This is a genomic window from Streptomyces sp. NPDC127197, from assembly GCF_042672405.1.
GTDB lineage: Bacteria > Actinomycetota > Actinomycetes > Streptomycetales > Streptomycetaceae > Streptomyces > Streptomyces flavusporus.
Map to the genome: position 1 here is coordinate 64,146 of NZ_JBHXVG010000017.1, position 24,012 is coordinate 88,157.

At 73.0% G+C, this 24,012-nt stretch carries 17 protein-coding genes and 1 pseudogene; 8 read left to right on the plus strand and 10 right to left on the minus strand.

What is annotated here, in order from left to right:
- Positions 1-36: 36 nt before the first annotated feature.
- The gene (locus ACFVJQ_RS25285) at positions 37-1,767 is read right to left on the minus strand and encodes a VWA domain-containing protein (protein WP_385787114.1); all 1,731 of its coding nucleotides are present in this window, start codon (positions 1,765-1,767) and stop codon (positions 37-39) included.
- Positions 1,768-2,048: 281 nt separating this feature from the next.
- On the opposite strand from ACFVJQ_RS25285, the gene ACFVJQ_RS25290 reads away from it, so the two are divergent.
- Complete coding sequence (locus tag ACFVJQ_RS25290) at positions 2,049-4,115, plus strand: PhoX family protein (RefSeq protein ID WP_385787117.1); 2,067 nt, start codon at positions 2,049-2,051, stop codon at positions 4,113-4,115.
- Between the two features lie 182 nt (positions 4,116-4,297).
- On the opposite strand, the gene ACFVJQ_RS25295 is transcribed toward ACFVJQ_RS25290, so the two are convergent.
- Positions 4,298-6,244 carry an FUSC family protein gene (locus ACFVJQ_RS25295; protein ID WP_385787120.1) on the minus strand — a complete coding sequence of 649 codons (1,947 nt, stop codon included), beginning with the start codon at positions 6,242-6,244 and terminating at the stop codon, positions 4,298-4,300.
- Between the two features lie 21 nt (positions 6,245-6,265).
- Positions 6,266-7,066, minus strand: coding sequence for an alpha/beta fold hydrolase (locus ACFVJQ_RS25300; protein ID WP_385787123.1), 801 nt, complete (start codon positions 7,064-7,066; stop codon positions 6,266-6,268).
- A 76-nt stretch (positions 7,067-7,142) separates the two neighbouring features.
- On the opposite strand from ACFVJQ_RS25300, the gene ACFVJQ_RS25305 reads away from it, so the two are divergent.
- Positions 7,143-8,462: a PLP-dependent aminotransferase family protein gene (locus ACFVJQ_RS25305; protein ID WP_385787125.1), complete on the plus strand. Its 1,320-nt coding sequence runs from the start codon at positions 7,143-7,145 to the stop codon at positions 8,460-8,462.
- Here the strand turns inward: ACFVJQ_RS25305 and ACFVJQ_RS25310 are convergent.
- On the minus strand, positions 8,368-9,357 hold the full coding sequence (locus ACFVJQ_RS25310; RefSeq protein WP_385787128.1) for a hypothetical protein: 990 nt from the start codon (positions 9,355-9,357) through the stop codon (positions 8,368-8,370). The genes ACFVJQ_RS25305 and ACFVJQ_RS25310 overlap by 95 nt on opposite strands.
- A 224-nt stretch (positions 9,358-9,581) precedes the next feature.
- The gene (locus ACFVJQ_RS25315) at positions 9,582-10,022 is read right to left on the minus strand and encodes a hypothetical protein (protein WP_385511647.1); all 441 of its coding nucleotides are present in this window, start codon (positions 10,020-10,022) and stop codon (positions 9,582-9,584) included.
- A gap of 125 nt (positions 10,023-10,147) precedes the next feature.
- On the opposite strand from ACFVJQ_RS25315, the gene ACFVJQ_RS25320 reads away from it, so the two are divergent.
- The 6 genes from ACFVJQ_RS25320 (at position 10,148) to ACFVJQ_RS25345 (ending at position 17,721) form a co-directional block, all read left to right on the plus strand.
- Positions 10,148-11,347 (plus strand): PP2C family protein-serine/threonine phosphatase, encoded by a 1,200-nt coding sequence (locus tag ACFVJQ_RS25320; RefSeq protein WP_385787131.1) that lies wholly within the window; start codon positions 10,148-10,150, stop codon positions 11,345-11,347.
- Between the two features lie 56 nt (positions 11,348-11,403).
- The gene (locus tag ACFVJQ_RS25325; protein ID WP_385511650.1) at positions 11,404-12,060 is read left to right on the plus strand and encodes a maleylpyruvate isomerase N-terminal domain-containing protein; all 657 of its coding nucleotides are present in this window, start codon (positions 11,404-11,406) and stop codon (positions 12,058-12,060) included.
- A 183-nt stretch (positions 12,061-12,243) separates the two neighbouring features.
- Positions 12,244-13,305, plus strand: a complete 1,062-nt coding sequence (locus ACFVJQ_RS25330) for a hypothetical protein (RefSeq protein ID WP_224734317.1) — start codon at positions 12,244-12,246, stop codon at positions 13,303-13,305.
- A gap of 96 nt (positions 13,306-13,401) precedes the next feature.
- Positions 13,402-13,743 carry a hypothetical protein gene (locus tag ACFVJQ_RS25335; protein ID WP_385511652.1) on the plus strand — a complete coding sequence of 114 codons (342 nt, stop codon included), beginning with the start codon at positions 13,402-13,404 and terminating at the stop codon, positions 13,741-13,743.
- Between the two features lie 4 nt (positions 13,744-13,747).
- Positions 13,748-16,366, plus strand: coding sequence for a substrate-binding domain-containing protein (locus ACFVJQ_RS25340; protein ID WP_385787135.1), 2,619 nt, complete (start codon positions 13,748-13,750; stop codon positions 16,364-16,366).
- Entirely contained in the window at positions 16,366-17,721 is a 1,356-nt protein-coding gene (locus ACFVJQ_RS25345) for an extracellular solute-binding protein (protein ID WP_385787138.1), read from the plus strand. Before ACFVJQ_RS25340 ends, ACFVJQ_RS25345 begins: the two co-directional genes overlap by 1 nt.
- On the opposite strand, the gene ACFVJQ_RS25350 is transcribed toward ACFVJQ_RS25345, so the two are convergent.
- The 5 genes and pseudogenes from ACFVJQ_RS25350 to ACFVJQ_RS25370 all read right to left on the minus strand — a co-directional run bounded on the left by ACFVJQ_RS25350 (position 17,718) and on the right by ACFVJQ_RS25370 (position 24,000).
- On the minus strand, positions 17,718-18,437 hold the full coding sequence (locus ACFVJQ_RS25350; protein WP_385787140.1) for a TIGR03943 family putative permease subunit: 720 nt from the start codon (positions 18,435-18,437) through the stop codon (positions 17,718-17,720). The two genes, ACFVJQ_RS25345 and ACFVJQ_RS25350, sit on opposite strands and share 4 nt — an antisense overlap.
- Positions 18,434-19,435, minus strand: coding sequence for a permease (locus ACFVJQ_RS25355; protein ID WP_385787143.1), 1,002 nt, complete (start codon positions 19,433-19,435; stop codon positions 18,434-18,436). Before ACFVJQ_RS25355 ends, ACFVJQ_RS25350 begins: the two co-directional genes overlap by 4 nt.
- 68 nt (positions 19,436-19,503) lie before the next feature.
- Entirely contained in the window at positions 19,504-20,853 is a 1,350-nt protein-coding gene (locus ACFVJQ_RS25360) for a tetratricopeptide repeat protein (RefSeq protein WP_385787146.1), read from the minus strand.
- A gap of 341 nt (positions 20,854-21,194) precedes the next feature.
- Positions 21,195-22,846: pseudogene (locus tag ACFVJQ_RS25365) on the minus strand (IS200/IS605 family accessory protein TnpB-related protein).
- Between the two features lie 197 nt (positions 22,847-23,043).
- Positions 23,044-24,000 (minus strand): nucleoside hydrolase, encoded by a 957-nt coding sequence (locus tag ACFVJQ_RS25370; protein WP_385787149.1) that lies wholly within the window; start codon positions 23,998-24,000, stop codon positions 23,044-23,046.
- Between the last annotated feature and the right edge of the window lie 12 nt (positions 24,001-24,012).

Here is a 24,012-nt window from a genome sequence, read left to right on the forward strand (position 1 = left end):
GCGGGCGGCCGGTTCGCTGCGCGGCTACGGCGGGCTTTACGGGCGCCAGTTTGCGAGGACGCCCTCGTAGACCTCCGTGTCGGTGAGTTCCTTCGGGGTGGGGCCCGCGTGGAAGAACGCCGTGTTGTCCGTCTTCAGCTTGCGGAGGTAGTCGAAGGCCTTGTTGTCGTGCTCACCAAAGGCGATGAAGGAGAAGAAGACGGTCGGGTGGCTCTTCGCGGCGGCCGTGAGGGCCTGGGTCGCGGGAGTCTTGGCGTCGGGGGCGCCGTCCGTCTGGAAGATCACCAGGGCCGGGTCGCCGGTGCCGGACTTTTCGTAGTGGGTGAGGACTTCTTCCACGGCGGCGTGGTAGCTGGTACGGCCCATGCGGCCGAGGCCGGCGTGGAGGGTGTCGATCTTGTTCTCGTGGTCGGTGAAGGTGAGTTCGCCGGTGCCGTCCACTTCCGTGGAGAAGAAGACGACGTGGACCTTGGCCTCGGGGGCGAGGGCGGCGGCGAGGGCGAGGGTTTGTTCGCCGAGGGCCTGGGCGGAGCCGTCCTTGTAGTACGGGCGCATGGAGGCGGAGCGGTCGAGGACGAGGTAGATCTTGGCGGTGGTGTGGGTGAGGTTGTGGGCCTTGAGGGTGGCGGCGGCTGCGGTGTAGGCGGTGCGGAGGGTTGCGGGGACGGGCACCCGGCCTTCGGCCGGGTCTTCGTTCCCACCCGCACCACCCGTGCGGCTTTCGTTGTCGGGTGCGGGTGGCCCCAGCGGGGCGTCCTCGCCGTCGGCGGCCGCGGGTTCGGGGGTGGGGGCGGGCTGCTCGGCCTGCGGGCTCGATTCCGGGGTGGGGTCCGGTTCCGGCTCCTGGGTCGGCTCAGGCTGCTGGGTTGCTTCCGGGTCCTGTGTCGGTTCCGGGGCCTGGGTGGGCTCCGGTTCCCGGGTCGCTTCCGGCTTCGGCTCCGGTTCCTGGGCTGCTGCCTCCGGCTCCGGGTTCGGTGTGGGGTCCGGCTCGGGCGCGATGGCCTCGGGCTCGGTTTCCGGGGTCGGCGTCGCCTCGATGTCGAGGGCCGTCTCGGGCTTCGGAGTCGGCTCCGCCTCGGGCTCGGGCTCGGTCGCCGGTGCTTCCTCAGCCGTCGGCTCTGTCTCGGGCTGCGGTTCGGTCGCGGGTGCTTCCTCTGCCGACGGCTCTTCCTTCGCCGTCGCCTCCTGCTCGGCCGCCGGGGTCTCCTCGGCGGCCGCCGTCACTTCCTCTGCTGCCTCGGCGACGACCGGTGTCTCCGCAGCGGTCACCGGTTCGTCCTCAGCCACCGCCGGGGTCTCAGCAGCGGCCGCCGGCGCGTCTTCAGCCACCGCCGGTGCCTCCGCAGCGGTGACCGGCGCGTCCTCCTCCGCCGCCGCTGTCTCCCCGGTGTCCAGCGCGGCCTCCTCAGGGGCCACCGTCGGCTCGTCGGCCGCCACCGTCGGCTCGTCGGCCGCCACCGTCGGCTCCGCCGCCACCGTCGGCTCGTCGGCCGCCACCGCCGGCTCGTCGGCCGCCACCGTGGGCTCCGCCGCCTCGACCGGCTTGGTCGGCTCCGCCGCGTCCCCCCGCTCCGCCGGGCGCGCGGGACCCGGGACCGTTACCTTGTCGAAGGCGGCCGAGACCAGGTCGTGTTCGTGGCGGGGTTCGGGGAGCTGTGGGGTGGCGGTCTGGGGCTGCGTGGGTACCTGTTCCGCACCCTCTGCCTCGGCGGGACGCCCCTTGCGTGACCGGCCGAATGCGTTCCGCAGGAGAGTGAGAATGCCCATATTCGCAACCCTTCGCGTGAGTTGATGCCCGTTAATTCCTGGCCAGGACGGACACGTAAGGTTAGCGGCCCCGGATGGGGATCTTGAGGAGGGGCGACGGGTGGTGCCCGCCGTCGTCAAGGCCTTCATCGAGACTTTCGCGGGTTACGTCCACCCGAGCACGGCAACTTCCTGACAGATACCTCCAGTTCACGCTCCGTTCATTCGGTCGCCCCGCTCCCGCACAAACGTGCTCCTACCGTCCGTCACGCTGGATACAAGGGGAAGCAAGGGGAGTAAAGGTGCGCAATCTGCTGCCGATCATCAGAACGAACGACTCACACCCTGGCGGCCGGTCCGCCCTGACGTGCCGTTTCCGCTGTGGTGACGCCTGCTTCCACGAGGTGCCGAACACCACCGCCAACCCGTACGTCGGCGACGTCATCGCCGGCGCCCTCGACCGCCGTACCGTGATGCGTGCCGCCGCTGTCGTCACCGCGGCCGCCGCCGCGGGCACCGCGGCCACCGTCGCCGCCGCCCCGCAGGCCGAGGCCGCGACCGCCGACGGCCGGCACCGCCCGAGCAGCAAGGGCGCCCGTGGCCTGCGCTTCACGCCCGTCGCGCCGAACACCGACGACGCCGTGACCGTCCCCGACGGTTACGGCCAGAACGTCGTCATCCGGTGGGGCGAGCCCATCCTGCGCGGCGCTCCCGCCTTCGACCCGGAGAACCAGACCGCCAAGGCCCAGGCCGGTCAGTTCGGGTACAACTGCGACTTCCTCGCGCTGCTCCCCCTTCCGGGTGAGTACGGCCGCCAGATCCTCGTCGCGAACCACGAGTACACCGACGAGATCCTGATGTTCCGCGGCTACGACGCCGCCAACCCGACCCGCGAGCAGGTCGAGATCGCCTGGGCCGCGCACGGCCTGTCCGCCGTCGTGGTGGAGGGTGAGCGCAAGACCGGCAAGCTCGTCCCCGTGCCGCGGCACCCGCTGAACCGGCGTGTCACCGCCACGACGGAATTCCGGGTCACCGGTCCCGCCGCCGGCTCCGACCTCCTCAAGACCTCCGCCGACCCGACCGGCACCAAGGTGCTCGGCACCCTCAACAACTGCGCCGGCGGCACCACCCCGTGGGGCACCACGCTGCACGGCGAGGAGAACTTCAACCAGTACTTCGCCAACGGCACCCGCGCCACCGACAAGCGCTACGGCGTCACCGCCACCGGGACCGAGCGCAAGTGGGAGCGTTTCGACAAGCGCTTCGACGTCGCGCAGGAGCCGAACGAGGTGCACCGCTTCGGCTACGTCGTCGAGCTCGACCCGTACGATCCCACCTCCACGCCCCGCAAGCGCACCGCGCTGGGCCGCTTCAAGCACGAGGGCGCGACCGTGCGGCTCACGGAGGACGGCCGACCGGTCGTCTACTCGGGTGACGACGAGCGCTTCGACTACTTCTACAAGTTCGTCGGCAGCAAGCGGATGAAGAAGGGGTCGAGCCGGGCCGTGCGGGAGCACAATCTCTCGCTGCTCGACGAGGGCACGCTGTACGTCGCCAAGCTGACCGGTGACTCCCCCGCGATCGAGATCGACGGCACCGGCAAGCTGCCGAGCGACGGTGAGTTCGACGGCTCCGGCGAGTGGATTCCGCTGGCCACCGCCACCGCCGACGGTGCCGTCTCGCACGTCGAGGGCATGACCGCCGAGGAGGTGTTCGTCTTCACACGGCTCGCCGGTGACAAGGTCGGCGCCACCAAGATGGACCGCCCCGAGGACGTCGAGCCCAACCCGCACACCGGCAAGGTGTACGTCGCCCTCACCAACAACACCAACCGCGGCAAGACGGGCTACGCCGGCGTCGACGAGGCCAATCCGCGCAACAGCAACAAGCATGGCCAGGTCCTGGAGCTGACCGAGCGCTGGAACCGCGCCGACAGCACCAAGTTCGCCTGGAGCCTCTTCCTGGTCGCCGGCGACCCCAACGACCCGGCCACCTACTTCGCGGGCTTCCCGAAGGACCAGGTCAGCCCGATCTCCTGCCCGGACAACGTCGCCTTCGACCCGTATGGCAACCTGTGGATCTCCACCGACGGCGCCCAGCTCGGCTCGCACGACGGTCTCTTCGGTGTCGCTACGCGCGGTGAGCGGCGGGGTGAGCTGAAGCAGTTCCTGACCGTGCCGACGGGTGCCGAGACCTGCGGGCCGATCGTCCAGGACCGCCGTGTGCTCGTTGCTGTGCAGCACCCGGGGGAGGTCGACGGCGCGTCGGTGGAGAAGCCGGCGAGTGCGTGGCCTGACGGGCCGGGGAAGTTCGTTCGGCCTGCGGTCGTGGCCGTGTGGCGCAAGGACGGGTGCGACATCGGCGTGTGATGCGGTGACCGGGGGTGGGTGCGCTTGCCCGCGCGTGCGGGGTGCCTCCCCCACTCTCGGCTTCGCTCGAGCGGGGGACCCCCATCGCCCACCCGTGCCGCCCTGGGGGCACCTCCCAGGCCCTTAAGGCACTGGGGGAGGCACGACTGCCCGCAGCTACGCGCGTGCGCGACTGCCCGCAGCTAGGTCCGTGGTGACGCGATGGCTCTTGCCGCCGCCACCTCCTGGCGCAGTGGTTCCAGGACGCTGCCCGACGGGCCCGTGAGGTCGGTGCGGACCGGTACCAGGACCTCGGCCTCGCGGACGCCCTCGGAGAGCTCGCGCAGTTGCCGGGCGACCTGAGAGATCTCCGCCTCCGACGGCGGCGTGGCTCCGTGTTTGACGCGGACCCGCGCCGCCGTCGTCGCGTCCACGATGCGTTCCACGGCGACGACCAGCGGCCACCAGCCGGCGGCCCGGCGGCCGGTGGGCGGCGGTTCGGTCAGTGCGCGCTGGAATTCCGTACGGATGCCGGACAGGTCGCGGTAGAGGCGGCGGCGCATCCGGGCACGGGCCGCGGGGTCCGTGGTGTCTCCGAAGGCGGCCTCCACGTAGCGGGCGGTGTCGGCCACCGCGTCGGCCAGGCGGTCGCCGACGCGGGTGTGCCAGCTCTCCGGCCAGAGCAGGTAGCCGACGACCAGTGCGATGGCGCAGCCCATGAGGGAGTCCACCAGGCGGGGCAGGAGCAGGCCCGTGCCCTCGCGGTTGAGGATGTCGGACAGGACCAGGATCACCGGGGTGATGGCGGCCGTCTGGTAGCCGTAGCCGCGCGGGGTGAGCGCTGGGATCAGCGGGGCGAGCAGGAGCAGCACCGCTACGTCCCACCAGCCTCGGGGCACCTCCGCGAGTACCGCCGCCGCGACGACCAGCCCGGCGACCGTGCCGAGCGCGCGCAGGAGGGCCCGGGAGAACACCGAGCCGAAGTCTGGCTTGAGGACGAAGGTGATGGTCAGGGCGACCCAGTAGGAGCGCGGGACCGGGATGATCGAGACGAGGGTCTGGGCGAGGCCGATGCACAGGGCGAGGCGCAGGCCGTAGCGCCAGGAGCCGGCGGACAGCAGGACCGTGCGGGCGGTCCGGGCGGTGCGGATGCGTACGGCTGCCGGGCGGCCCAGGCGGTCGTCGATGCCTTGGGGGTCGACGTCCGGGGCGGTGACGACGTCGGCGGCGTGCCGCAGGGCGTGGTCGACGGCGCGGCCGGTTTCGGTGGTCGGTACGGGCAGGCGGAGTTCCACCGGTGTGGTCGAGCCGGTCTCCACGGCGTCGGCGAGACGGCGTACCGCGTCCGGTACTTCCGGTGGCAGCGGGCGGCCGCTGAGGTGGACGGCGGGGGCGGCCTCGATGACCGGGGTGACGGCGTTCAACCGGGCGACCAGCCGGGTCAGTTCGGGACTGCGGCCGTGGTGGCGGGCGCGGTGGCCGAGGACGAGGTCGTACGACTCGTTGAGCGCCCGGGTGGCGTCGTGCCGTGCGTCGTCGTACGTCACCTCCGAGTCGCCGCCGCAGGTGGCGAGCAGGTCGGCGACGGCCCGGTAGGTGTCCGCCACGGCGGTGCGTTCCGGCACCCCGGAGCGCAGGGGCCAGGACAGCAGGGCGAGGAAGAGGACGAGCAGCCCGCCGCCGGAGATCAGCAGCGCCGGCAGCCACCACTCGCCGGGCATCGGCAGCCCGGCCCCGATCACGGCGTTGAGCAGCAGGAGCAGCCCGGACACGGAGGCGACCGCGCCGATCGTCGAGATCATGCCGGACACGAGGGCGACGCCGGTGACGGCGGCGACGGCGACCCAGCCGTGGCCGTACACGAGGGAGCCCAGGGTCACCCCGACGGCGCCGAAGAGCTGCGGTACGGCGATGTTGAGGATCCGCATGCGGTAGGCGTCCGCGGTGTCGCCGATGACGCCGGACAGGGCGCCCATGGAGGCGAGCGCGCCGTAGGCGGGCCGGCCGGCCGCGAGCCCGATGGCCAAGGGCAGGGCCATCGCGACAGCGGCGCGGACGACGGCCGGCCGGTTGACGGGCGCCTGCTGCGGTTGGAGGTTCCGTACCAGCCAGTCGGGGGGCGTGAGGCCGATGGGGAACTCGCGGGGCATGGCCCATTATGGCCACGCCGGTCAGGCGTGCCCGAGCCGACGACGGTCGACGCGGGCCAGGAGCCCGGACAGCGCCCTGTTGAACTCCTCGGGGCGTTCCAGGTTGGGCATGTGGGCCGCCGAGTCGATCACGTGGAGGGTCGCGTCGGGGAGGGCCGCGTGCATGGCCCGGGCGTCGGAGACCGGGGTGTACGCGTCGTCCGCGCCGACGACGACCAGGGCCGGGACCGTGATGCGGGTCAGCAGGTCGCGGTAGTCGGGGCGCTCGGCGCGCCCGCGCAGGGCCGCGGCGGCACCCTCGGGCGGGGTGCCGGTCATCATGCGGTGGACATGGGCCTTGACCTCGACGGACGCGTACGGGGCGACCATCTTCTCCAGGACCTCGTCGGCGTAGCCGCGCATGCCCTCGCGCAGCAGGCGGTCCGCCATGGCATTGCGGCTGCGCCTGCCCTCGGGGGTCTCCGCCGCGGGGAAGGTGTCCGCCAGCACCAGGCCCCGGATGCGGTCCGGGCCCCACTGGCGGTAGCACTCCATCGCGATCTGGCCGCCCATCGACAGGCCGGCCAGCACGCAGGACTCCACCTTCAGCTCGTCCAGCAGCGCCCCGATGTCCTGCGCGAACTCCGACAGGAGCGTGCTGCCGGGGGTCACCGGCGATGCGCCGTAGCCGCGCAGGTCGGGGGCGACGACCCGGCGGGCGGGGGCGAACGCCTCGATCTGCGGGGCCCACATCGTGCGGTCGAAGGGGTGGCCGTGGACGAGGACAAGCGGGACCAGGGAGGAATCGGTGCCTTTGTCCTCGTATGCAAGGAAGGGTGCCATGTGCTCGACCCTAGGCCGCCCCAACTCCTCGGTGCAATAAGATCTTTGCTCTCGGTGCAATCCGGCAGGGGGACTTGTGGACGACTACGTGCGGCTCGCCGACCGCATCGCCGACGACATCGCCGCCGGCCGGCTCCGGCCGGGGCAACGGCTGCCCCCGCAGCGGGCGTTCGCACGGCGGCGCGGGATCGCCCCGTCGACCGCGGGGCGGGTGTACGGCGAACTGGTGCGCCGGGGACTGGTCGTGGGCGAGGTCGGGCGCGGCACCTTCGTCCGCGCCGCCCCGCCCGCACCGGGCGGACGGGCCCTCACCGAGCCCGCGACCACGGCGCCCGTCAACCTGGAGCTCAACTACCCGTCCGCGCCCGGCCAGTCCGAACTCCTCGCCCCCGCCCTCACCCCGCTCCTGCGCCCGGACGTCCTGACGGAGGCCCTCCGCCCGGCCGCCGCCACCGGCAACGCCGCCGCCCGCGAAGCGGCCGCCGCTCTTCTCGGCTGCCCCGACCCCGCCCGGCTGCTCTTCACCGGCAACGCCCGCCAGGCGATCGCCGCCGCCCTCGCCTCCCTGGTCCGGCCGGGCGGCCGTGTCGGCGTCGAGGCGCTGACCTACCCCCTGGTGAAAGAGATCGCTGCCCGGCTCGGCCTCACCCTGGTCCCGCTCGCCACGGACGAGGACGGGCTGCGCCCGGACGCCCTGGCCGCCGCCCACCGCAGCGCACCCCTGTCCGCCCTGTACGTCCAGCCGACGCTGCACAACCCGACCTCGGTCACCATGAGCGAACAGAGGAAACGCCAACTCGCCTGCACCGCCGCCGACCTGGAGATACCGATCGTCGAGGACCGGATCTGGTCGTTCCTGCGCCCCGAGCCGCCCCTGTCCGTCCACGCGCCCCGTCTCACCCATGTCGTCGACGGCCTCTCCAAGCGGGTCGCCCCCGGGCTCACCGTCGGCTTCCTCGTCGTGCCGCCGCACCGGGTGGACGCGGTGGCAGGCGCCATCCGCTCCGGCGGGTGGAGTGCAGGGCGGTTCGCGCTGGAGGCGGCCGTGCGGTGGATCGGGGACGGGACCGTCGAGCGGCTGGTCGCGGCGAAACGCGCGGACGCCGAACGGCGGCAGCACCTCGTACGCCGGCACCTGCGGGACTTCGCCGTACGCACCGACCCGCACGCCTACTACGCCTGGTGGGAGCTGCCCCCGCCGTGGCGGGCGGACACCTTCACCGCGGCCGCCGCCGCGCACGGCATCGCCGTCACCCCGGGCCCCGCCTTCGCCGTCGACCCCGGCCGCACGCCGGCCGCCGTCAGGCTCGGGCTCGCGTCGGCCGCTGAGCCGGAGCTGGAGCGGGCGCTGCGGACGCTCGCCGGCGTTGCCGCACGGGGCCGTACCGGCCGGTGAGCCAGGCGCCGAGGGCCACCGTCAGGCCCAGCGCGAGCAGCAGCCAGGACACCGTGCGCAGGGTCCCGGTGAGCGCGTCGTAGACCGCGCCCGCGGCAGGCCGGGAGACCTCGGCGGGCAGGCCGGCCAGCGTGATGTGCCGGCCGATCGCGACGGCCACGCCGAGCAGCGCGCCGCCGAGGGCCGTGCCGAGGCCGGTCGCGGTGACCGCGCGGCGGCGGCAGGTCGCGAGGGCGATACCGGCGACGGCGAACACGACCGCGCCGACCGGCAGCCAGAGGGCGGCGACTTCCAGCACGTGGTAACCCTTCCGGAGCCCGTCCAGCTCCTTTGCCGGGAGGATGGCGACCTGCGTGTGCCGGACCGGGATGTGGCGGGCCAGCACCACGTTGTCAGCGGCGAGTTCGTGTTTGATCCGGGTCGTGACGGGCGCCAGGTCGACCGTGACCGCGCCGCTGCGGCCGCCGTCCTCGCGCAGGGCGCGGAGCACGGCGGCGTGGGTGGCCCGCATCGCCACGTCCCAGCCCGCCCGGAAGGCCTCGGTCTGCGTGAACGAGCGCACCGCGTCCTGCACGAACGGCCCCATGGCGCCCGCCTGCGCGCCCACACCGACCTCGTGCAGCACCTCGTCCCCGACGGTGTCCGCGACCGCTTCCCGGACCGCCGGATCGGTGGCCAGCGGCGCCATCGTGCGGGCGTAGCGGCCGGTGTCGGCCAGCCCGTACGCCGCCCAGGCCGCCAGCGCCGCGCACGGGACCAGCAGGCAGCACAACGCGATCAGCGCCGCCGACAGGGCGCCGCGGAGGCGGAGGAGACGTGCGGACCGGGACGACACCCTTTCAGGCAACGGCCTGGGCGCGGGCGGGGCGAGCGGGGCGACTGCAATCGGGTGCATCCCCGACCCCTGGCGGAGCTGGGGATTCCGCTCTCCGGTGGAGGGCTCACCCGAACGGGTGTTTCCTGGTGGTGGGGAACACTTCCGGAACCTCGCCGGACGGCTGGGTCTGGCTCCGCGTCGTCCGGTGAGTGGAGGGATGAGGGAGAAGCGTGGACCCCGGCGACCGTGCCGGGGTCCACGCGTCACGTCCGGGGTGCCGTACAGGAGACGTCCGGGGCCCGTCAGGAGACCCGGCGGCCCTCGGCGTCCTCACGCGTGTAGTAGCGGTAGAACAGGATGGCGAACACGGTCGCCGCGACCGCCAGCGCCATCACCGTCGAGCGCAGCGCGGTCGCGCCGGTCTGGCTGTACACGAAGCCGAACGCGACACCGGCGAAGGCCATCCACGCCAGCGCATGCACTTCTCGCCTCATACGCGGACCCAGTCGGAGCAGCGCGAAGTACACCACGGCGAACGCGAGCGCGGCGACGAAACCGAGCAGCAGGTTCCAGCCGGTGATGGGTCCGCCGTCGCGCTGGTTGGCCGCGGCCCAGTAGCCGTAGACGAGCCCGAGCACGACGGGCACGGCCCATTTGGCGATCCTGTGGGTGCGCGCGCTGAAGATGTCGGGTGTACCGGCGGCTCCGGTCGTGCCGCCGGCCGTGGGTGCCGCATGAGCCATGAGAGCACTCCTCTCTCCTCGCCCCGCCTTCCAGGGCACACCTCGGGCCGACCCCTGGCAAGTCGGCCTGTCAACGCGGCTGGGAGGGGATGCGAGGGGCGCGGGGCCGTGTTTCGCTGGGGCCCATGGACCCCGTGAGCGTGGCCGGCGGCGGGGGTGAGCGGCTGCTCGACCGGTATCCCCGGGCCCGGCGCCGGGACGTGCTGCACCGGCAGCAGATGCTACGAGTGCGGGGACGCAGCGTCGCCTGGGTGCCGCCGCTGCTGCTGCTCGTCGGGATCGCGGTGGTCGACCTCCACACCGGCGAGGAGTTCCGGATCGTTTCCTGGAGCGTGCTGGTGCCCGGGATCGCCGCCGCGATCTGCGGGGTGTGGACCACGGCGCTGTACGGGGCGCTGGCGCTCGTGACGTACCTCGTCCTGGACAGCGTCTGGCCGGGCGAGTTCCTGGCCGGGCTGCCCGACTTCGTCCTGGTCGCGATCGGCGGTGTGCTGGCCGTGTCGGCATGTGCGGTGCGGGTGCGCGCGGAGGCGCACATGGTGCGGATGCGGGACATCGCCGAGACGACCCGGCGGACCGTGCTGCGTCCGCTGCCGGTGCCGTGGGGCGGGCTCGACCATGCGGCGGTGTATCTCGCCGCCGACGTCGACGCGCGGGTCGGGGGCGACTTCTACGACATCCAGCCCGGGCTCCACGGCACGCGGGTCCTGGTCGGGGACGTGCAGGGCAAGGGGCTGGGGGCGGTGGAGGCGGCAGCGGCGCTGCTCGGCACGTTCCGGGAGGCCGGGTATCACGAGCGGGAGCTGCGGACGGTCGCCGAGCGGCTGGAGGTGCGGATGCGACGGCATCGGGAGCACATGTCCGCGCTGGGGCGCACGGACGGGGACCGGTTCGCCACGGCGGTGCTGCTGGGGTTTCCGGCGGAGGTGGGGGATGCGGTGGATGTCGTGAACTTCGGGCATGAGCCGCCGTTGGTTGCCGGGCCGGGTGGGGTGCGGGTGCTGCCGGTGGCGGACGGGCTGCCGCTGGGGCTCGGTGAGCTTGTGTCGCCGGGGGCGCCGGGTGGGGTGTCGTTGCCGTCCCTGCGGCGGTTTCCGCTGGCGGAGGGGGAGACCCTGCTGGTGACGACGGACGGGGTGACGGAGGCGCGGAACGCGGGCGGGGAGTTCTATCCGCTGGCCGAGGAGGTGACGCGGATGCTCGCGGTGGATGCGCGGGGGGTTCGGCCGCGGAGGTTGGTGGTGTTCGTGCGGGACAGGGTGTTGCGGCACAGCGGGGGGCATCTGGCGGACGACACGACGGTGTTTGCGGTGCGGCGGCTGTAGGGGGCTGTAGGGGAATGCGCTTGTTCGCCGTTCCGGCGCCGCACTACCTTGCCGATGTGGATCTCTTCTCACGCTCGTGGACAGCGTTGCGTACGGCGGTCGCCGGGCTCGCGGACGAGGACTTCGCACGGCCGTCCGGCTGTACCGGCTGGCTCGTACGGGACCTGGTGTGCCACCTGATCATCGACGCGCAGGACGTCCTGATCACCCTCGTGACCCCCGCCGAAACGGAACCGACCCGCGACGCGGTGACCTACTGGGAGGTTGCCGGAACGCCGCCGGCCGGTGACGACCCCCTTGACGCGCTGATCGTCCGGCTGGCCGCTGCGTACGAGGAGCCGTGGCTGCTGAAGTTCCACCTCGACGACGTCGGCTCCGCCGCCGGGCGCGCGGCCGAACTCGCCGACCCGGGGCTGCGGGTCAGTACCCGCGACGTGGTCCTCACCGCGGGCGACTACCTCTCCGCGTACGTCCTGGAGTGGACGCTGCACCATCTCGATCTGGTCGCGCACCTTCCGCATGTGGCGGGGCCGCCCGTGGAGGGGCTGGGTCGGTCGCGCGCGATGCTGGAGGAGATCGCCGGGGCCGTTTTCCCTGCGTCGTTCTCCGACGAGGACGCGTTGCTGGTCGGCACGGGACGGCGTGCGCCGGGCGAGGCGGAGAAGGGGGAGTTGGGGGAGCTGGCGGTGAAACTGCCGCTCGTGCTCGGCTGACCGTCTGGCTGAACGGGGGTGGGGGTGGGTTGCGCAGCCCGGCGTTGGCGGGGTGCCGCCCGCGCCCACCCGTGCCGCCCTGGGGGTCCCCCCAGGCCCTTAAGGCACTGGGGGAGGCACGACTGCCCGCGGCCGGACGGGGTGGCTTACCGTGCTGGGGTGCCTGATCGACTGGGAGGGACCATGCCGGGGACCGTGTTGTTGGTGGCCGGTTCGCCTGTGGGTAAGGGGCGGCTGGTGGATGCGGCGGGGGTGCTTCCTGTGCTGGCGGCTGTGGCGCCGGGGGTGTTGGCGGGTGCGGAGACCGCGAACGTCGTCGAGCTGGCCGACCCGTTGGAGCCGCAGGCCGTGCTGACGCGGTTGCGGGCGGCCGCGGCGGCGCCGGGGCCGTTGACCGTGTACGTCACCGGGCAGATTCAGCTGGACCGGCGGCAGCGGTTGCCGCATCTGGCGTTGGCGCGTACGACGCCGGCCACCGTGCGGTACACGGGGTTTCCCTGGCACTGGTTCCGGGAGGAGCTGCGGCTGCGGGCGCCGGGGACGACGACGCTGTTCCTCGATCTGCACGCGGACGCGGAGAGCTGGGAGCTGTTGCGCTCGGTGCCGCTGGACTGTGGCCGGGAGAGCGCCGTGTACGGCAGGATCGCGCCCCCGCCGCACCGGCGGTCGCTGGGCGGACCCTCGTACATGAAGGCCGTGGCGACGATCCTGCGCAGCGGGCACCGGCCGCCGCTGGACCAGTTGCACCAGCAGGCACTGAGCCGGATCACCGGTGAGGACGTCGGTATCGTGCTGGCCGCGCAGCCGCCGGCCGTGAGCGATCCGCACGCCGCCGTCTCCGCCGCGGTCCGGGCCGGCCGGCATGCGGATGCGGACGGGCTGGCCGCGCGGTGGGAGCAGGCGGCCGTACGGGCGCACGGTGCCGCCTCCGAGGAGGCGCTGCACTGGACGGAGGTGCGGGCGGATCTGGCGATGCTGGCGGGGGACGCGGCCCGCAGTTGCCGTACGTGGCTCGCGGTGGCCGCCGCGCGGCTGGCCGCCGGACAGGCCGAGGACGCGCCCGCCGTGGAGGCGGCCGTGGACCGGGCCCACCACCAGTGGGGCGAGGTCCGCGATCCGGCACGGGCCCGCGAACTCGGCGCGGCGCTGGCGGAGTTGCGCGGCCGGGTGCCCGGCCGGCGGGCCGGCGCCCTGGACCACGTACAGCAGCAGCTGCGACGGCTTCAGCCCCAGGCACAGCACTGAGCGCCGGTTCGAACTGTGTGCCGAAGCCGCCGTCCGGACCCTCCCCAGTCCGCAACCACGGTGCCATGATGGTGAGTTATGGCTGAGGGGGATGGAGTGGCCGACCGAGTCGTCCGGGTCCGCTTGGACGAGACCGCGACCGAGAGCGATGTCGGCGCGCTGCGCAAGTGGCTGGAACGGGAGCAACGGCTCGACGAGAAGGTGCGTGCGGGCGAGCTCCGGATCCATGAACGGCGCCGTACGGACGAGTCCGGGGCCCCGATGGGCATCGCCATGGAGATCATCGTGGCGATGATCGGGGGATCCGCGTCGGTCGCGTTGAACCAGTTGGTGGTGCAGGTCGCGCATGCCGTGGAGGCGTGGCGGGAGAACCGCCGCGAGGTCGAGGACGGTGATCCGCCCGAGGCCAGCGTGGACCCCGTGGACCTCGACGGGTAGGCCGGTGACCCGTTTCGATCCGCGCGGACGGGTGAACCGGGCACTGCTGGTGGGTGTCTCCACGTACGACTTCACGGAGCCGCCGCACGGTGTGCCGGGCGATCTGCCGGCTGTCGAGGAGAACCTGAACCGGCTGCGCGAGGTGCTGTCCCGGGGCGGGGTCTTCGGCGAGCGCCAGATCACCGTCGCCCGGTCGCCGTCCCTGGACGACTTCGAGCGTGAACTGCGTACGGCCGCCGAGGAGGCCGAGGGGCTGCTCCTGCTGTACTTCGCCGGGCACGGTGCGATTCCCAGCGCGGGCGACGAGCTGTTCCTGCAGATGCGCAACGCGAGCGTGATCCCGGGCGGGCATGCCGTCTTCCCCGGCGCGGAGATGTTCACGACCATGCTGACCTGGCTCGCCAGCAGCCCGGCCGAGCGGATCGTGGTGATCCTCGACTGCTGCTTCGCGGGCAACGCGGCCTGGATCTGGGAGACCTTCCGGGACAAGCGTCGTGTGCTGCTGCTGATGAGCGTGCAGGCCAACCACCGTATCGACGCGGGCGACGCGGTCACGCCCACGCCGTTCACCGGGGAGCTGCTGCAACTCCTGGGAGGAAAGGGTGAGTTGGGTTTCCGTCAGGTCTCGGACGCGCTCCGGGCCCGGATGGCCGCGGGCCGCCACGAGACGCTGCGCGGCGAGCCGTGGATTCCGCAGAGCCGGGCGGAACCCGATGAGGACGTGCTGCTGTCGGCCCGCGGGGACGGGGTCGATCAGGGGGCCTGGAGTGTCTGGGCGGCCTGGCGGGCCGGTGACGACGGGGAGCACGGCTCACAGCGGCCCCTGCTGCTGCGGCTGCTCCCCGCCCGGGCCGCCCGCCTGCGGTGGCCCCGGCTGACCCGCATCCCGGTACGCCCGGGTCGGCGGCACGCACGCGGCCTGGCCCGGCGGGCCCGTGTCTGGGTCGGCGTCCTGGCCGCCCTCGCCGCCCTGGGTCTCGGCTCGTACGGCCTCCTCGGCCTGGTCGGCGGACCCGGCGACTGTGCGCCGCCCCTCGAGTTACGCGTCCTGACCGACCCGGACCTGGAGGCGACCGTCGGTGCCGCGGCCGACGCGTATCTGACGTCGGACGCGAACACCACCGGCGACGGCTGCCGGCGCAGCGGCATCACCGTCTACAGCGCGGGCTCCGCCGACGCGGTCACCGCGCTGCGCCGCGATTCCGGCGCCTGGCACGAACCGCGCGAGAACCTCAACCCGCAGCGTGACATCGGCCCGCAGCCGGACGTCTGGATCCCCGCCACACCGGCGGACGTCGCCCGGGTCACCACCGGCCAGGACACGGACGCGCTCGCCCTTCTGGAGCCGGACAACCAGGCGTTCGCGTACTCCCCCATCGTGCTGGCCGTGCCCCGCCACCTCGGCGTCCTCTCCCTGGACGAGCGGGCAGGACCCACGCTCTCCGAGATGATCGGCGCCCTGCGCGAGCGGGACGACCGTGCCGAAGTGCGCCGCCCCGACCCGGAGTTCGCGGACAGTGCGCTGCTCGCCACGACGGCCCTGTACGGCACGCCCGGTGCCGATCCGAGCCGCGTCGAGCAGGAGATCGCCCCGGCGGGACCGCCCGCCCGCACGGCCGCCGACCTGCTGTGCGCACTGCCGGACGACAAGGCCGTGGACCACCGCACCGCGGCCCTCGTGCCGGAGTTCCTGATGAAGAGCGGCGTCGGCTGCGACCGGACGACCCGCAGTCCGCGGCTCGCCCAGTACCCCGGCGACGTATGGGGCCTGGAGCCCGTGTTCGTCCGGGTCCGCTGGCAGGGCGCCGACCTCGACCGGGACGCGCGCGACGCCGCGGCCGACGACTTCCGGGAGTGGCTCACCGGGGAGGGCGGACGCGCCGCCTTCGCCGAGGACGGCTTCCGCGCCGCCGACCGTGACCGCGCCCTGCTGGACACGAGCGGCGAGGTCCCCGAGGGGGTGCTGCGGGATCCCTCCCCGCTCGTCGAGTCCGCGGGGCGCGACGCGATGGAGACGGCGCTGAGGAAGTACCGCGACGCCCGCGGGCCCGGCCGCGTCCTGTTCCTGCTCGACAGCTCCGGTTCGATGGCATCGCTGTGGAAGGGGGCCAGCGGCGGCCCCGGCCTGCTGAAGCAGTCGCTGGGCGGGCTCGGCGAGCAGGACGAGTACGGCGTGTGGGCGGTGGCGGACACCGCCGGCAACACGCCGTACGACACCCTGCTGCCCTTCGGCCACCACACCCGGGGGGACGCCGAGCGCGCCATCGACGGCCGGGCCCGGGTACGGGACGCCGAGGCCGACCCGTACGCCGCCCTGCTCGCCGCCCTCGACGACATGGCCGGGCGGGGCGCCGACGACGACCGTCCCCAGCTGATCGTCCACATCACCGACGACGAGGACGCCGACCGGCTGACCGGCGCCCGCCTCGACGACGTGCTGAACAGGGCACGGTCGGCGAAGGTGCCGGTCGCCGTGGTGTCGCTGGCCGGCGGCGGCTGTGCCGCGGGCGAGCCGGGCGCCCGGATCTCCGCCGCGAGCGGCGGCCGCTGTCTGGACGCCGACGACGAACTCGGCGCGGGCCTGAGCGACGAGGTCGCGCGCACCGGAACGGGGGAGGACTGATGGCCCGACGGCTCGCCGCCCTGCTGGCCCTCCTGCTGCTCGCCGCGTGCACCGGCGGTGGGGACGGCACCGACGCCGCGCCCTCCCCCGAGGTGCCCGGCGACATCGTGGTGGCCAGCGGCCGGGACGTCACCGGCAAGAACGGCATCCGCCAGCAACTGATCGACGTGTGGAACCGGCAGCAGGAACAGGACAACACCGGCTTCCGCGCCCGCCTGGTGGAACTCCCCGGCAGCGCCGACGAACAGCGCAGCCAGCTCCTCGGCGCCCTCCAGTCCGGCAGCGCCACCTACGACGTGGTCAACCTCGACGTGACCTGGGTGCCGGAGTTCGCCGCCGCCGGCCTGGTCCGCCCGCTGCCCGACAATGTGATCGACTCCGACGTCATCAAGTCCGTCGCCGGCACGGCCCGCTGGGACGACAAGGTGTACGCGGCGCCGTTCAACAGCGATGTAGGACTGCTCTACTACCGGCGCGACCACCTCCGGGACGGCGGGGTACAGCGCACCGACCTGAGCGGCGGTCTCGACTGGCGGGAGTTGGAGGAGCTGGTCGACACCCTGTACGAGCATCCGCCCGAGGGCTACGAGAAGGGCTGGACCACGCAGCTCGCCGCGTACGAGGGCCGGACCGTCAACGCCGTCGAGGCGTTCGCGTCCGCCGCGCAGGACCTCACGCTCACCGACGGCGACGGCCACTACAACGCCACTGTCGCCCAGCTGACCCAGGGCATCGGGGAACTGCGCCGGCGCACCCAGACGCCGTACCTGCTGAAGGACGCCGTCCACTCCGACGAGGCGGCGACGCTGGGCGACTTCGCCGACGGCCGCACCACGTTCCTGCGGCACTGGCCGTATGCGTACGGCACCCTGCACCAGTCGTTCACCGACGAGCAGCTCGGGGTGGCCCCGCTGCCCGGCCGGGCGGTGCTCGGCGGCCAGAACCTCGCGGTGACCGCGGCCTCGCAGCGGTCGGCGAAGGCGGTCGAGCTGATCAGGTTCCTCACCGGCAAGGACAGCGAACGCTGCCTGCTGGACGCGGGGTTCGCGGCGACACGGGAGTCGGCGTACACGGACGACGCCGTACGGTGCACCGCCGCACCCACGTCTGCCTCCCCGTCCGGCGAGAGCGCCGACCGCATGCCCCGCGACCCGGCCGGCCGCCCCGCCTACGCCCGCCGCATCCTGCTCCCGGCCCTGCAGAGCGCCGTACAGCGGCCGCGCACCGCGCTGTACGGCGCGTTCACACAGACCTTCACCGCGCAGCTGGGCGCGCTGTTCGGCGACAGCCCGCCGAGCGACACGGCGCTGGCGACGAGCCTGGACGAGGCGCTGAAGAAGGCGCTGCCGGACTAACGCTTCTCGTAGGGATTCGCCGGCTGCGCAACCGTCCGCACGCTCCCGGCGTCGAGGACGGGCGGCCACGCCTCGTCGGAGCCGAGCTCACCCTCGGGACGCCAGGTACCCGTGACGGTGACCCACGTGTCCGTCGGCGGCGCCTGCGCACCCCGCACTTCGACCTTGCTGGTCGTCGCATCGGCGGCGCAGCAGGAGACCAGGAGCCGTGTGACGTACCACGCGCCGTCGTCGTCCCGCGTGACGAAGCCGGTCAGGCGGACCGTACGGCCCTTCAGTGACCGCTCGCTGTCATAGACCGCCCGGGAGCTGAACTCGGCGAGCGTGAGGTCGAGCACCCTCTTGGAGGGCAGCGCCGGGAACGTCCCCACCCCCTGGGCCGCCCGCTCCGCCGCCTCCCTCTCCGCGCTGTAGGAGCCCAGGGCGGGCGGCGGGAAGAGCAGCAGGGCGAGGGCGGGCAGGGTCAGGAACCAGGCGACGCGCGGACCGGCGGGGCCGTGCTGGTGCCCGTGGCCGTCGTCATCGTCGTACTCCTCGTGCCGCCTGCGCAGCACCGCCGACACCACACCCAGCAGCACCAGCGCCACCCCCGACACGATCAGGTACGGCCGCAGCCCCGCCTGCACGTACCGCAGGTACAGCTCGCTGAACGCCGAGATGCGCAGCACCGCCCCGCCGGTCAGCAGGAGCAGCACCGCCGGTCCGTAGCGCCTCACAGCAGCCACCACCCGACCAGCACACTGGACGCCACCGCCACCACCCAGGTCGCCGAGGCGAACCGCACCGCGAAAGCCCGTCCGAACGTGCCGGTCTGCAACGCGATGAGCTTGAGGTCGACCATCGGGCCGACCACCATGAACGCCAGCCGCGCGGTCGGCGAGAAGCCGGACAGGGACGCCGCGACGAACGCGTCCGCCTCGCTGCACACGCACAGCACGACCGCCAGCACCGCCAGCAGCAGGACCGACAGCCACGCGGAGCCGGTGAACACGTCGAGGACCGCGCGCGGTACGGCGATGTCGAAGGTCGCCGCGGCTGCCGCGCCCAGGACCAGGAAGCCGCCCGCATGCAGGAAGTCGTGCTGGAGGCCGCTCGCGAAGCCCCGCAGGCCGGTCGCCGGCGGTCTGCCGGCCCCCGGCAGCCGCAGCCACCGCTCCTTCCCGAAGCGGGCCCACAGCCAGCCCATGACCACGGCCGCCGCCAGTGAGGCGACCAGCCGGGCCAGCACCATCTCCGGCTGCTCCGGGAACGCGATCGACGTCGCCACCAGCACCACCGGGTTGATCGCGGGCGCGGACAGCAGGAACGCCAGGGCCGCCGCCGGAGCCACTCCCCGGCGCATCAGGCTGCCCGCCACCGGTACGGACGCGCACTCACAGCCGGGCAGCACCACCCCCGCCGCGCCCGCCACCGGCACGGCCAGCGCCTGGTTGCGAGGGAGCAGCCGACTGAACACCCGCTCGGGCACGAACGCGCCGATCGCCGCCGACACCACCGTGCCCAGCAGCAGAAACGGCACGCCCTGCACCGCGACCGCCGTGAACACCGTCCACCAGGCCGCCACCGGCGGCGTGTACAGGTCGAGAGCCACCAGCGGGCCCAGCACCGAGACGACCGTCGCGATGGCGATCAGCGCCGCGCCGCCGACGACGGCGTACACAAGGGCGCGCACGCCGAGGCGCAGGCCGTCGGCCAGTGTCCGTTGGTTCTCCACGCGCCTCGTCCCGCTGCTCGATTCCGGAGGCAGGCTAACCGGCGGCGCTGTGCGCCGGCCGGGGTTCGTCAAAGAGGCGGCTGTGCGGGGGCCGGCCCCAGGGTGGTGGTGCCGGGGGCCGTACGGTGGCCCAGCCCCGTGCGGTACGCGTCCAGGGCCGCCTCCACCCGGCCGGTGCGGCGCAGCAGATCGCCCAGCAGCCGGCACAGGTCGGCCAGGTCACCGGCGGCGCCCGCGCGTTCCAGCAGGCTGAGGGCGCGTACGTAGTGCTCCTCGGCCGCGTCCGTGTCGTGGGCGTCCTCGGCGATCCGGCCGAGCAGGCGGTGCGCGGCGGCGGCGTGCACGGCGCCGCGCTCGGAGGAGAGGTCGCCGAGGACGTCGTTCAGGAGGGCGGCGGCCTCGTCGGACTTGCCGCGCCGGTGCAGTACGTCGGCGAGTTCGACGGCGACCTGGCTGCTGTAGAGGGCGGCGCGCTTGGCGGACAGCATCGTCTGGGCGGCCCGCAGCTCCTCCTCGGCGCGCTCCAGCCGGCCGTTCTGGGCGTAGACGTAGCCGCGCATCCAGTGGCAGTTGGCGAGTTCCGTACGGATCTGGAGCTGGCGGTACATGTCGGCGGCCTTGGCCAGCGAGGCGTCGGCCTCGGCGAGCCGGCCCTCGGCGACCAGGGTGCGGGCGACCTGACGGTGCATCCGTGCCACCAGCGCCGGGTCGCCTGCCTGTGGCGCGAGAGTGAGCGCGAACTCGGCGGCCTGCGCGGCGCGCGCGTGGGCGCCCATGTCCATGTACGGGCCTATGACCCCGGCGTAGAGCAGAAGCAGCGCGTCCGGATCGTGCAGTCCACCACGGTTCAGCTCGTCGAGAGTCGACTCCAGGAGATAGACGGCGTAACGGAGCTCTCCGGCCAGGTAGTGGGACACCGCCCGGCCGCGGATCGCGGGCACCCGGGCCGGGAGCGGAGCGTCGGCTTCGGCGAGGGACTTCTCGGCGCGCTCGAAGTGGTGGCGGGCGGCGATCAGATCGCCGGTGTCCAAGCCGCACTCGCCGAGCCCCAGCAACGCGGTGGCCTGCTCCTCCACCAATCCGTACCGCTCCGCCTCCACGAGCAGCGCGGCGTATTGCTCGGCCGCCTCCTCCGCGGCCCCCGTGGCGAGGGTGCGCTGCGCCTCGGTCAGCCGCAGCCGCAGATCGGTGGCGAGACGGGCCGGGCGTCCGGTGGCCAGCTCGTCGAAGGCGACACCGAGCCGGTCGGCGAGATGCCGCAACGCCTCGTCGGAGGGGCGGACCCGGCCGGCCTCGAGGGTGGAGATGTACGCCGGGGTGTAGGCAGGCTCGGCCAACTGCCTCTGCGTCAGACCACGTTCATGCCGCAGCTGCTGCACTCTGCGCCCGATGGTCTCGGGGTCGTCCCGGTTCGCCATGCGTTTCATCATGCCAGTAAGCCGACTTACACAAGTGGTTGTTCAACTCTCCTTGCTCCTCTTCCGATTGAAGGGCCCGACCCCCTAGGTTATGAATGAGATTAAGGCCGCTTAATCCGTCGCTGTCGTTGCGAGGTTCCCGTGCCCGGACCCACATCCGCCCGCCACGGACGCCCTTCCGCCCGTTACGCCAGGGCAGCCGTGGCAGCCGTCATCGCGGCCGCTGCACTGATCACCGCGGCGAACGCGGGGCCGGCTCGGGCGGCGGAGTCGGCATCCACGCAGCCGACGGGGAACAGTCGGCACGGCTAGGGCCTGTGCCGCGCTGCACGCGACCGTTCCTAAAGACTGAGCGGGAGTGAGTCCTGTTGCCAAGACTCATGCTCAGCCGAACGCCCCGAACGGTGTTGGGCGTTCTGGTCGACCGCGTTCTCGCCGCGTCCGGTGCGCACGGATCGTGTCCGTGGTCCGGGGATGCGGGGGCGGTTTCCCTCACGCCCTGGGGCGCCCGGTCGGGCCTGGGCGGTCCGATGCCCGCACGATCGCTCCGGTGGGTGCGGGGCGGTGCCGTCCTCCCCCAGTGCCTTAAGGGCCTGGGAGGTACCCCCAGCCGGATCGGGTGCCCCAGGGCGCGCCTGCCGATCGCCACGGCGGCAGCGTCGTGGCGAGTGGTCTTCCTGGTCTTCCTGGTCTTGGTGGTGAGCGGCTTCTGCCAGTGCCGGGCGCCCCGCTTTGAGGTGTAGGCCGGGTCGACGGCGACGATGGTGATGCCGAGTTCGGCCGCCATGGACGCGAGCCGGGCCCGCAGCCGGGAGGTGGGCATGCCGGAGATGAGCTTGCGGAAGCGTTTGCGGCGGCCGTGCCTCTCGCGGGTCTTCTCCGTAGCGAAGTCGAGGTCCTCGATCGCGACCGCGAGGCCGTGGCGTCTGGCCCAGTGCAGCAGGCGGATCAGGGCGTGCCTCACCTGCGCGTCGCGGTGTTCGGCGGTGCCGGTGAGGTCGTAGCCGAACCGGAGTGGTTCGCCCGTGGGATTGCCGTGTTCGTCGAGGCGCCAGGCGGCGAGGTGGTCAGCGTTGGTGTCCACCCCGATCAGGCCGTGCGCGCGGGCCGCTTCCAGCGGCACCGTCTGGACCGGGGGGATCGTCCACGACGCGGTCAGGTACCAGCGGCCCCGGCCCACGTCTTCGTGGATGCGGTAGGCGACGGCCCGGTCGGCGGTGACGCGGTCGGCCCACTGCTCGCCCCGGTGCGCGAACGACACGCGGGCGGTGAGCACGTACCGGCCGTGCGGCGCGTTCGCCAGGTGCGCCAGCAGCGCCGGGAGCCTGATCGAGACCTCGCCGTCGTCGGTGACGCGGATGGTCTCGTTGCCGTACGGCTTGCCGGACTCGCCATCGGCCTGGAGGAACCGGCGCCCGGCCTCCCACTGCTTGCGCCACTCGGCCTCGGTGAGCTTCGCTTCCTGAAGGTTGTGCCGGGTGTTCAGCAGCCGCTTCCCGCCGCGCACCACATGCACGACCCCGGCCTCCCAGTCGGCCCGCACTGCCTGAAGCCGGTCTTCGAGCAGGTGCAGGCGGCGGGACTTGGCGAACCACTCCTGCCGTGTGCGGTAGCCGCCCGGCGCCTGCTTGGTGCCCCTCGCTCCCACGGGCAGGGACAGCCGGTGCGTGATCGTCTCGATCCCGGCCTGAAGGCTCTGGATGTGCGCGAGCTGACCACGCCGGGCGAGCGCCCACTGATCGTGCGTGGCCTTCGTGATCGACCCGGCCCAGCGCGAGGAGGACTCCTCGGTCAGGACACGCTTACGCTGCGCCCACTGTTCGGTGTCGTGCTCCAGCCCGGCCGCGCACCGTGCCTTCAGATCACGGGAGGCGAGCGAACCGAGGTGGTCACCGACCAGGCGAAGCACCTTCTCGTCTGCGGCGCTCAAGTGCTTGAGCCGGGTACGGATCGCCACCCCCGAGGGGCCCGGCACCACGAACGGCGCCGCCACCTCCCGCAGTCCACCCCCCCCTTCACCCCCGGCCCGGTGCCGCAGAAATCCGTCACCGCACTCAACGACCACCACCGGCGAAGGTCACGCATTCGACGCAAGAACTCTCGTTCCCCGCCGGGGAGTGGGCCTGCCGCTGCCCGGAGGCTCACTCATGCGTACCAAAACATGCTCAAGTGCCGTCCATCGCCACCTGTTCACAACCCCTCCACCACCGACAGCCACAGCTTCACGTACCGCTCCTCGTCGACGTCCAACGCGACGTCGACGAGGGGCTGTTCGCGTGTGCCGTCGTGGATTTCGGACTCGCCGGGGCGGGGGCGGCGGTCGACGACGGTCTGGCCCCGGGTCGGGCCCGGGGCGAGGGAGACCTCCACCGGCAGCGGCTGCGTGGTGAGTCCGGCCGGGTCGGCGACCGCGCACACCGCGCCCGCGTCGCCGAGGCCGCCCGCCGGGTCCTCTTCGGTGCCGGGCCCCCGGTGGGCGAGCAGCTCACCGCCGAGGCGGGCGCCCGGTTCGGGGCTTGCGCGCAGTCGCCGTACGTCCGAGGCGGGGACGACCACGCGCATGAAGACGTCCAGGCCGTACATCGTGATCGGCACGCCGGCCGTGAGGAGGACCGCCGCTGCCTCCGGGTCGTGCCAGACGTTGAACTCGGCGACCGGCGTGGCGTTCCCCGTGGTCACCGCGCCGCCCATGAAGACGATCCGTTCGATGTTGCGGGTCACCTCCGGGTGGGTGCGCAGGAGCAGGGCGATGTTCGTCAGGGGCGCCGTGGGAATGAGGGTGACCGGGCGGGGGGACGCAAGGATCTCCCGGCGCAGAAGGGTCACCGCGTCGACGTCCACCGGCCTGCGGGTGGGGGCCGGCAGGCCGAGGTCGCCCATGCCGTCGTGGCCGTGGACGTGCCGGGCGGAGCGCGGTGCCTCGATCAGCGGGCGTTCGGCGCCCCGGGCGACGGGAATGCCGGGGGCACCGGCCTGTTCCAGCACGGTGAGGGTGTTGTGGACCACGCCGTCGACGTCGGTGTTCCCGGCGACACAGGTGACCGCGCGCAGGTCCAGGCCCGGGTGCCGTACGGCGAACAGCAGGGCCAGGGCGTCGTCGATGCCGGTGTCGCAGTCGATGATCACCGGGATGGGCTGACCGGTCACGTCCAGACTCCT

Coding starts and splice junctions, on each gene's coding strand:
- ACFVJQ_RS25315 (WP_385511647.1), bottom strand. CDS start 10,022: ATGGCTCATGCGGCACCCACGGCCGGCGGCACGACCGGAGCCGCCGGT.
- ACFVJQ_RS25300 (WP_385787123.1), bottom strand. CDS start 7,066: ATGGCACCCTTCCTTGCATACGAGGACAAAGGCACCGATTCCTCCCTG.
- ACFVJQ_RS25310 (WP_385787128.1), bottom strand. CDS start 9,357: ATGCACCCGATTGCAGTCGCCCCGCTCGCCCCGCCCGCGCCCAGGCCG.
- ACFVJQ_RS25320 (WP_385787131.1), top strand. CDS start 10,148: ATGGACCCCGTGAGCGTGGCCGGCGGCGGGGGTGAGCGGCTGCTCGAC.
- ACFVJQ_RS25330 (WP_224734317.1), top strand. CDS start 12,244: ATGCCGGGGACCGTGTTGTTGGTGGCCGGTTCGCCTGTGGGTAAGGGG.
- ACFVJQ_RS25295 (WP_385787120.1), bottom strand. CDS start 6,244: ATGCCCCGCGAGTTCCCCATCGGCCTCACGCCCCCCGACTGGCTGGTA.
- ACFVJQ_RS25345 (WP_385787138.1), top strand. CDS start 16,366: ATGGCCCGACGGCTCGCCGCCCTGCTGGCCCTCCTGCTGCTCGCCGCG.
- ACFVJQ_RS25285 (WP_385787114.1), bottom strand. CDS start 1,767: ATGGGCATTCTCACTCTCCTGCGGAACGCATTCGGCCGGTCACGCAAG.
- ACFVJQ_RS25360 (WP_385787146.1), bottom strand. CDS start 20,853: ATGGCGAACCGGGACGACCCCGAGACCATCGGGCGCAGAGTGCAGCAG.